Genomic DNA, 9,140 nt, shown 5'->3' on the forward strand with positions numbered 1-9,140 from the left:
CAAGGCTCGGAAGGGTCGAGCATGTGCTGGTGTCTGCCGGTGATCCAGGCGCGGCCATTGATGCGGGGCAAGATCGCGTCGCGGTTGCCGCAGGTAGTGACTTCTGCAATATCGCAATTGAACTGAGACCCGGTGATTGAGGTGGCGATATATTTGTCGTTTGTACTCATTTCGCCTTTTGCGAGCATCAGCGCCATACGCGCAGAGCAACCTGTTCCGGTTGGGGAGCGATCGATTTTGCCCGGGCGGATGGCCACAGCGTTCGCGCCTGTTAGGGTGTCGTCGGAGCGAGCGACTGGCCCCATAAATTGGCAGAATGAAATGTGATCCCAATCCGCATTTTCGGGATGGGTGAAGCCCAACTGTTCGTTTGCGGCAGCGGTGATGCGCATGCCAAGTTCGGCGATTGTACGGGCATTTTCGGGCTTAATCTCAACGCCCAGCGCCGCAGCGTCCACCATCACAAAGCTATCGCCGCCATAGGCTGTATCGACGATAATTTCGCCTAAACCTTCAACTTGCAAAGGCACTTGCAATTGATCGACAAAGCTTTTGACGTTGGTGACGGTGATGCTTTGGGCTTTGCCGTCTTTGCATTGGGCGACCACATTGATCAGTCCACCCGGCGCTTCCAGCGTGAGGTGCGTTTCAGGTTCGGTCATCGGCAAAATGCCGCTATCGAGCAATACCGTCGACACGCAGATTGAGTTGGACCCTGACATTGGCGGCGTGTCTGCCGGTTCCATGATGATGAAGCCCATTTGGGCTTTTGGGTTCTTTGGCGGCACCAACAGGTTCACGTGGCGGAACACGCCGCCGCGTGGTTCGTTGAGCATGAAATTACGCAATGTCTCATCTTGTTCGATGAATTTGCGTTGCTCCCACAAGGTATCGCCCGGTGGCGGTGCAACGCCCCCAACGATCACGTCGCCCACCTCGCCTTCGGCGTGGCAGGACACGACGTGGATGGTTTTGCTTGTTCTCATTATACCAAACTCACCTCAAACTCAGGCTCTCCGAGCACATCAAAATCTGGCTCAATGCCAAGACCCGGCGCATCGGATGGTGACATAAAGCCATCAACTCGTTTTGGCGCACCTGCCGCAAAATCTACTGTACCATAGGAATTGAAATCGGTCGCAGAGAAGGAGAAGGCTTCAGGCGTAGACGCTGCCAGATGGGCGATGGTGGCGGTCACAATGTCACCTCCCCATGTGTCTTCAATGGTCATGGCCAGGCCAGCATTTACGCACATATCGCGCATCAGGCGGGCTTTGGTTAGGCCACCAACTTTTGAAATCTTGAGGTTGATCGCGTCCATTGCATCGTCGGCCAAGCCTTTGCGCAACATGGCGTCATCGGTGATGTTCTCGTCCATGATAAAGGGCCGTGCGGTGCGGCGGCGGATCGACAAGCACTCTTCGTAGGTCATGCAGGGCTGTTCAATATAGACATCGAGATGGGAAACCGCAGCAACAACTCGCGCTGCTTCGTGGCGGTTCCAGCCTGTGTTGGCGTCAGCCACCAACACTTCGCCATTGTCCAGCACTTCGCGTGTGGCGTGAATGCGGGCGATATCATCGTTCGCATCGCCGCCGACCTTCAGCTGGAACTTGGTGTAACCTTCTTTGCGATAACCATCGATCTTTTTGGCCATCACGTCTGGATCTTCTTGGCTGATCGCCCGGTAAAGTGCAACTTTGTCTTGCTGTTTGCCGCCTAGCAAAGTGTAAACGGGCAAGCCCGTCGCTTTGCCCAAGATGTCCCAGCAGGCAATATCGATTGGCGCTTTGGCGTAAGGGTGGCCGCGCAGTCCCTCGTCCATGGCTTTGTTGACCACATTCAAATCACGCGGATCAAGCCCGATCACGTGCTGCGCGAGTTCTTGCAAACCGGTGCGAACGCCCAAGGCATAGCTTGGCAAATAGGCAGAGCCCAGCGGGCAACATTCTGCATAGCCTGTAATGCCCTCATCTGTTTCAAGCGCAAGCACTGTTGAATCAAAGACTTCGATGAAATTGCCGTTGGACCAATTGTAACGGCCCTCACGTAAAGGAAGGTCGATTTGATAGACTCGTAGCGCTGTGATTTTCATGATGTTTCCTCCCGAGGGAAAGTCATTAAGGCAGAATAAAGCCGTGTTTAAAGGGGTCGCGATCATCTACATAAATTGTATTGTCGCCTGTTTTGCGCGCCCAGCCACCAATGGATGGGATAATCGCATCACGGTCGCCAACTTTTGTCGCCGCTTCGACACGGCCACGGAAAAGCGATCCAATAATGCTTTCGTGGATGAAATCTTCGCCCACTTTTAAATCCCCCATCGCCGCCCAATGGGCCATGCGCGCGGAGGTGCCTGTGCCACAAGGTGAGCGGTCAATTGCTTTGTCGCCGTAAAAAACCGCATTGCGGGCAGACGCTTCTGGGTCACGCGCAGCGCCGGTCCACAAAATATGGCTGAGGCCATTGATTGCGGGGTGCTCTGGGTGTTGAAACTCGTACTTTTGATTCAATGCTGCGCGCAGCTTTGGCGACCAACGGATCAAATCGAGTGAGGATAGGCCTTCGATATCATTGAAGTTTTCTTGCGGTTCCACAATCGCATAAAAATTACCGCCATAGGCAACATCAACTTTAATCGTGCCCAGGTCTGGCACGTCAGCGGTCATGCCCGTTGCGTAGAGGACGCCCGCCACGTTGGTAATGCGCACTTCTTCGACAAACCCATCCACCATGGTGTATTCAGCTTTGATGCGCCCCGCAGGTGCGTCTAGATAAAGCACGCCCGGCTCTTTTGGTGTCACCAAACCTTCTTCGATCGCCATGGTCACCGTGCCGATGGTGCCGTGCCCACACATGGGCAAGCAACCCGATGTTTCGATGAACAGAATGGCAATGTCGCAATCATCACGCGTTGACGGATAAAGGATAGATCCAGACATAACGTCATGGCCACGTGGCTCAAACATGAGCGCAGTGCGCACCCAATCATATTCGGCCAAAAAGTGCGCGCGCTTTTCAAGCATGTTCGCGCCTTTTAGCTCAGGCCCACCTTCTGCCACCAACCGCACTGGGTTGCCACAGGTATGTCCATCAATGCACTTAAATGTATGTTTCGCCATGTTGGTTCCTAAAAGCGAGACGGGTTGAACGGGGTCATATTTATCGTTGGGGTGCGCCCTGCCACCAGATCAGCAACAAGCTTTGCGGTGGCCAAACTCTGGGTCAGACCCAAGTGGCCGTGGCCAAATGCATAAGTAATTTTAGTGCTGGCGGATGCATGGCCGATGGCGGGCAACGTGTCGGGCAGTGAGGGGCGAAAGCCCATCCATTGGGTGCCGCCGGTGGTGCTCAAATCGGGCAAAAACTTCTTCGCTTTTTGCAACATAATTTCTGAGCGTTTGTAGTTTGGTTCCGCTTCCAAGCCAGCAAATTCCACCGCACCGCCCACACGAATACCGGTGGAAAGCGGAGTCATAACAAAGCCATGGCTGCCAAACATCAATTGCCGCTTGAGGTCGAACGATCCCACTGGCAGCGTGGTGTTGTAACCCCGCTCGGTCTCTAATGGAATCTTATCGCCCAGCTTTTCGGTCAATCGATGTGACCAAGCACCTGCTGCGATGATGAGATTGTTGCCTTTGAGTTTTTGACCGTCAGCCAGAGTGATTTCGCCAGCGGAATTGGTGTCCAAAACTTCGGCTTCAATCAATTCTCCCCCATCAGAGCGCACCATATCCCAAACAGACATGGCCCAGAGATAGGGGTCATTTACCGTTTGCCAACTGGGCAAAAAGGTGGCGCTTCTAATGTGTGACGAAAGGCCGGGTTGCAGCTCAGCCAGTTCGTCGCCTTTTACGTGGCGAAACGGAATGCCATGCTCTTGCCGGGTTCTGTCGTTTTCCGCGTTGGCCTTTGCATCCGCCTCATTCTCATAAAGATGCAGCGCGCCATCGGAGCGGATTTGATTGCCCATTTTAGGCATCTCAGAAATCTTAGCAATTTCAGCTCGGGCCAGGTTCATCATCTCAGCTTGTACTTCAACGGAACGGGCATATTGGTCCGGCCAACTGGCGCGGAAAAACTTGAGCAGAAAGGGCGTTATTTTTGGCAAATAGGAAGGGCGAATACTGAGCGGGCCAAGCGGGTCCATCAACCATTTGGGCGCCTTCATCAACATGCCCGGCGACGCCAACGGCAGGAGGTCAGTCACCGCAAATGCGGCGGCATTGCCATAGCTTGCTTCTTGAGCAATGCCTTTGCGGTCAACCAGCGTGACCTTGCGGCCTTCATTTTGCAAATAGTGCGCGATCGAAAGACCGATGATCCCGGCCCCGACAATAATCACATCATGTAGCGCATCAGCTTTGGACATAGGATCACCTGATCAAAAGGGAGGGCACCCGGCGGCAAACCGCCGGGCGCAACTGTTGGTTATGGCAGGGTGTAAGCGGTTTTTACTGTGGTGTAGAATTCCGCTGCATAGGTGCCCTGCTCGCGTGAGCCAAAGCTTGAACCTTTGGTGCCGCCGAATGGAACGTGATAGTCCACGCCCGCTGTTGGCAAGTTCACCATCACCATGCCCGCTTGCGCGTTGGCTTTGAAGTGGCTCGCATGCTTAAGCGATGTGGTGCAAATGCCAGACGACAAACCAAATTCAGTGTCGTTTGCAACTGCCAAAGCCTCGTCATAATCCTTCACACGGATCACGCTGGCGACTGGGCCAAACACTTCTTCTTGGTTGATGCGCATGCCATTTGTGGTTTCTGTCACCAAAGCTGGCGCCATAAAGAAGCCTTCTGTGTCGCGGTTCAAACGTTGACCACCGACAACTTTGCCACCCTCTTTCGCTGCAATGTCCACATAATCCAAATCTTGCTGAAGCTGGCTTGCGTCAACCACTGGACCGATGTGGGTGTCGCTGCGCAAAGCATGACCCACATTAAGGCCAGCCAAACGTTCTTCAACTGCAGCAACAAATTTGTCGTGAATACCTTCGGTTACAACCAAGCGAGAAGATGCCGTGCAGCGTTGGCCAGTTGAGAAGAAGGCGCCGTTTACGCTCACTTCAACCGCATTGTTCAAATCGGCATCGTCGAGCACAACCATTGGGTTTTTGCCACCCATTTCAAGTTGTACCTTTTTCAAAAGCTTGCCGCATTCAGCAGCAATGCCGCGCCCTGTTGGCACAGAACCGGTAAAGCTGATGGCGTTAACTTTGTTTGATCCAACAAGCTGTGGACCCACTTTTGAGCCGCGACCAAACACAAGGTTGAACACGCCTTCTGGTAGGCCAGAACGCGAAATAATATCAGCCAATGCGTGGGCACAGCCCGGCACCAATTCAGCAGGTTTTAGAACCACCGCATTGCCGAAAGCCAAAGCTGGCGCAATTTTCCATGCAGGAATAGCAATTGGGAAATTCCACGGCGTGATGAGGCCAACGACACCAACTGGTGAGCGGGTTACATCAACTTCAACACCTGGACGCACGGACGCCAAACGATCGCCGGTTTGACGAATTGTTTCGCCTGCGAAGAATTTGAAAATCTGACCAGCACGGGCGGCTTCGCCAATGCCTTCAGGCAAGGTTTTGCCTTCTTCGCGTGACAATAGCTCGCCTAGTTCGGCTTTGCGTGCCAATATTTCGTTGGCAATAAAGTCCAAAACATCAAAGCGCTGCTGTGGCGTTGAAGCGGCCCACTGCACGGCGGCTGTGTGGGCTGCGTCAATTGCGCGGTCCATGTCAGCGGCTTCTGACACAGCGGCGTGGCCAAGAATGTCTGAGGTGTCTGATGGGTTGATATTTGGTGTCGACGCGGAAGTTTCTTCCCACGCGCCACCGATAAAGCTTTTATATTCCATTGAGTTACTCAACTTTCTGGGCAAATTGATTCTGATGGTTCAGCTTAAGCTGCAAGCGCTAAAACGTCAGCCTGCTGGCTCCAGCTATTGTACCATGTTTGGAACAGGTCGAACTGCTGCTTGGCGTAACGGCGTTGGCTGTCAGTCAGTGCATCTGTTTCATTAAAGTGCAATTCATATTCAGCATCGCCCTGCAACACCATCAAATATTTGTAGTAAAGCACCAAATCTGCGCCCTCATCGAATGAAGAGAGAACTTGGAAAGCTGTGTCCAACTCAAGCGCACGAACGCGGGCAACCGCATCGCCTTTTGCGGCTTTTTCGCAAAGCGCAACAAGGTGCAAAGCTTCTTTTGGCAACGCGTTGCCAATTCCGGTGATTGATCCACCAGCATCGCAGTTCACGTAGCCATGGAACACTTGTGTATCCACGCCAATCATTAAGTTCACGCTGTCGTCTTGGCTGGTGATGAATTCCGCCGCATAGCGCAGATCGTCAGCGCCGCCGAATTCTTTAAAGCCGATCAAGTTCGGGTGGTCTTTGCGCAGGTCAAAGAACAGGTCTGCGCGGGTGGCAAAGCCATAATATGGGCTGTTGTAGATCACAGCTGGCAAGTCAGGCGCTGCATTCAAGATCGCTGCGAAGTGATGACGTTGGGCTGCCATTGAGCTGCCGCGTGACAAGACGCGCGGGATAACCATCAAGCCATGTGCGCCAACTTTTTGCGCGTGAGCTGCGTGTTCGGCTGCGATTTTTGAGTTCACCGCGCCAGTGCCAACGATAGTTGGAATGCCTGCCGCCACGAGACGTGCAACGCCTTCCATGCGGTCAGCGTCAGTTAGCAAAGGCCAATCGCCCATTGAGCCACAATAAACAACAGCAGACATGCCCGCTTCGATAAGCTCTTTGCCTTTGCGCACCAGCGCATCAAAATCTACCGAGCGGTCTGCTTTGCAAGGGGTCATCAGTGCTGGAATGCAGCCAGAAAAGATATTCGCGTTCATTTCAATTTCCTTTGAAGATCAGTGCCGATTGCGCGCACCTATACGCGCGCCAACCGGATATTGGATATAATGTAAATCAGACTTATCGAACGTTGGCCAAGAATTTTGCCGTATGTTCGCTTTTTGGTTCAGAAAAAATCTGCTTTGGCGGGCCGATCTCTTCCATAATGCCTTGGTGGAAAAAGGCGACGCGGTCACTCACATCACGGGCAAAGCCCATTTCGTGGGTCACGCAAATCATCGTCATGCCCTCTTCTGCGAGCAGGCGCATGGTGTCGAGCACCTCGCCCACCAACTCAGGGTCTAACGCTGACGTTGCTTCATCAAACAACATGTAGGATGGCTCCATCGCCAACGCCCGGGCGATTGCCAAGCGTTGCTGTTGACCACCAGACAAAGCAGAAGGATAACTGTCGATCTTGTCGCCAAGCCCCACATGTTGCAGTTGCGCCCGGGCAATTTCTTTCGCTTCGGCTTTTGATTTGCCTTTGACGATTTTTGGTGCCAGTGCCACGTTCTCTAGTGCGGTGAGGTGCGGGAACGAGTTAAACTGTTGGAACACCATGCCCATTTTGGTGCGCAATTGATTGAGGTTTGTGCCTTTTGCGTGCACGGACACCCCATCCACTAAGACCTCGCCCTGTTGGATCGCTTCAAGCCCATTGATGCAATAAAGCAATGTGGACTTTCCAGAGCCGGACGCGCCGATAATCGAGAGCACTTCGCCCTTTTTGACGGTGAGGTCGATGCCTTTGAGCACATGCAGATCACCGAAATATTTATGTAGACCTTTAATCTCGATCATGACTGCCACTTCCTTTCTAGATGTGCTGCATAGCGTGAAATTGGATATGAAAGCGCGAAATAGAACGCGCCCGCTACCGCCAACACAAGCAAGGGTTGTTGGGTGCGCGTGATCAAGTCGCGCGCTACTTTTAAGAGTTCTGGATGGCCAAGTACCGACACAAGTGCGCTGTCTTTCAACACACCAAGTGCCACGCCGACCCACGACGGGAAGACCGCCCTTAGGCCGATCGGCCACACCACATGTTGCATGGTTTGCACATAGCTTAACCCGAGCGAGCGACCTGCCCGACGCATGGGTGCGCCCACCGCTTCAATGCCGCCGCGTGCCACATTGGCAACCAGCGCAGAGGTGTAAACTGCCAAGATCACCACACCAGCCCAGAAGGGGCTAATGGCCAACCCAAGCACATTGAATAGGTTGTAGAACAATACCAGCTGGATAATCAGCGGGATCGATCGGAACGCATCAAGTATAAGCCCAAGGGTGATGGCGCCAACGATTTTGCTTTCAGATAAGATCCAGCCAAAAAACACGCCAAGCAAAGTGCCGGTGGAAATGGATAGGGCTGAAATAAGCAGCGTTTGCCAAGCGGCCTGAGCTAAAAACCAAAGGTCTTTTGGGCCAAAGCCGGAGAAGAATGAAATCGGTTCGTTCATCGAATTACCCTTCCCTAGTAGCGGAACATGCGCCAAGCGATGAGCCTGGAGATGCCGAGAATGAATTTGACCATGGCGTAATAGATAAGCGCGGCCACTGCGAAATATTCGAATATGCGGAACGTTTTGAACGCTAAGGCTTGGGTTTCGCCCGCCAATTCACGGAAACCAACGATCATCGCCAAAGAGCTCATCAACACCGCCCAAACCAATTGGTTGGTCATGGGGTGATAAACAATGCGGAACACTTGGGGGATGATGATCCGCGTGTAGCTTTGCCAAGCCGACATGCCCAAGGAGCGCGCTGCACGCAATTGCGTATCAGGAACGGCCTGGAATCCGCCGCGAAAGTTTTCCGCCAAATAACCAGCGTTGTTGAACGTTAGGCCAAATAGAACGATCAAATAGGGTGTGAGGTGCATACCGAACGCGCCCAAACCAAAAGAGAAAAAGAACAGTTGAAACAAGGCAGGTGTATTGCGCGCTGTTTCCACCCAAACCGAAGCGACCCAAGCTAAGGGTTTTGGTCCATTCATGCGCAGCAACGCCAAAACCATACCCAACGTGATACCGATAATCATGGAGAGCACAGAAATTTGCAGGGTGACCAAACTTGCTTCAAGCAAATCGGGCAGCTTGCGCATCACCGGACGCCAGTGGAACGTATATTCAAAATTCATTGCGCCTTCTCCTTTCCTTTTGGTTCAAGACCTGCCCGCGACCAAAGCCGCGAGCAGATGAATTGATGGTCAAGGGATTAGTAAAGAACGCCAGGGATACGCAGCTCAGGTGCTGTATCGCCAACAT

Annotated in this window: 9 protein-coding genes; all 9 read right to left on the reverse strand. The window is 53.0% G+C overall.

All coding sequences use genetic code 11. The features are described from left to right. A partial coding sequence (locus tag Q0231_RS12720; protein ID WP_299347929.1) for a proline racemase family protein occupies nt 1-986 on the reverse strand: 986 nt, incomplete at its 3' end. Beyond that, entirely contained in the window at nt 986-2,095 is a 1,110-nt protein-coding gene (locus Q0231_RS12725) for a cis-3-hydroxy-L-proline dehydratase (RefSeq protein ID WP_299347930.1), read from the reverse strand. The genes Q0231_RS12720 and Q0231_RS12725, both read right to left, overlap by 1 nt. Before the next feature lie 25 nt (nt 2,096-2,120). Next, entirely contained in the window at nt 2,121-3,122 is a 1,002-nt protein-coding gene (locus Q0231_RS12730; protein WP_299347931.1) for a 4-hydroxyproline epimerase, read from the reverse strand. 8 nt (nt 3,123-3,130) lie between these two features. Further along, entirely contained in the window at nt 3,131-4,375 is a 1,245-nt protein-coding gene (locus tag Q0231_RS12735; RefSeq protein ID WP_299347933.1) for an FAD-binding oxidoreductase, read from the reverse strand. Between the two features lie 59 nt (nt 4,376-4,434). Next, nucleotides 4,435-5,865, reverse strand: coding sequence for an aldehyde dehydrogenase family protein (locus tag Q0231_RS12740; protein WP_269392231.1), 1,431 nt, complete (start codon nt 5,863-5,865; stop codon nt 4,435-4,437). A gap of 44 nt (nt 5,866-5,909) precedes the next feature. Continuing rightward, nucleotides 5,910-6,869: a dihydrodipicolinate synthase family protein gene (locus Q0231_RS12745; RefSeq protein WP_299347935.1), complete on the reverse strand. Its 960-nt coding sequence runs from the start codon at nt 6,867-6,869 to the stop codon at nt 5,910-5,912. Nucleotides 6,870-6,951: 82 nt separating this feature from the next. Further along, complete coding sequence (locus Q0231_RS12750; RefSeq protein WP_299347937.1) at nt 6,952-7,674, reverse strand: amino acid ABC transporter ATP-binding protein; 723 nt, start codon at nt 7,672-7,674, stop codon at nt 6,952-6,954. Then, complete coding sequence (locus tag Q0231_RS12755) at nt 7,671-8,333, reverse strand: amino acid ABC transporter permease (protein WP_269392234.1); 663 nt, start codon at nt 8,331-8,333, stop codon at nt 7,671-7,673. Before Q0231_RS12755 ends, Q0231_RS12750 begins: the two co-directional genes overlap by 4 nt. Nucleotides 8,334-8,347: 14 nt before the next feature. Beyond that, the gene (locus tag Q0231_RS12760; protein ID WP_299347939.1) at nt 8,348-9,013 is read right to left on the reverse strand and encodes an amino acid ABC transporter permease; all 666 of its coding nucleotides are present in this window, start codon (nt 9,011-9,013) and stop codon (nt 8,348-8,350) included. Nucleotides 9,014-9,140 lie beyond the last annotated feature (127 nt).

The sequence above is a fragment of the uncultured Maritalea sp. genome, assembly GCF_937139385.1.
Taxonomy (GTDB): domain Bacteria; phylum Pseudomonadota; class Alphaproteobacteria; order Rhizobiales; family Devosiaceae; genus Maritalea; species Maritalea porphyrae_A.

Excerpts from the sequence above, each read along its gene's own strand:
- Q0231_RS12725 (WP_299347930.1), bottom strand. The coding sequence starts at position 2,095 with ATGAAAATCACAGCGCTACGAGTCTATCAAATCGACCTTCCTTTACGT.
- Q0231_RS12730 (WP_299347931.1), bottom strand. The coding sequence starts at position 3,122 with ATGGCGAAACATACATTTAAGTGCATTGATGGACATACCTGTGGCAAC.
- Q0231_RS12735 (WP_299347933.1), bottom strand. The coding sequence starts at position 4,375 with ATGTCCAAAGCTGATGCGCTACATGATGTGATTATTGTCGGGGCCGGG.
- Q0231_RS12740 (WP_269392231.1), bottom strand. The coding sequence starts at position 5,865 with ATGGAATATAAAAGCTTTATCGGTGGCGCGTGGGAAGAAACTTCCGCG.
- Q0231_RS12745 (WP_299347935.1), bottom strand. The coding sequence starts at position 6,869 with ATGAACGCGAATATCTTTTCTGGCTGCATTCCAGCACTGATGACCCCT.
- Q0231_RS12750 (WP_299347937.1), bottom strand. The coding sequence starts at position 7,674 with ATGATCGAGATTAAAGGTCTACATAAATATTTCGGTGATCTGCATGTG.
- Q0231_RS12755 (WP_269392234.1), bottom strand. The coding sequence starts at position 8,333 with ATGAACGAACCGATTTCATTCTTCTCCGGCTTTGGCCCAAAAGACCTT.
- Q0231_RS12760 (WP_299347939.1), bottom strand. The coding sequence starts at position 9,013 with ATGAATTTTGAATATACGTTCCACTGGCGTCCGGTGATGCGCAAGCTG.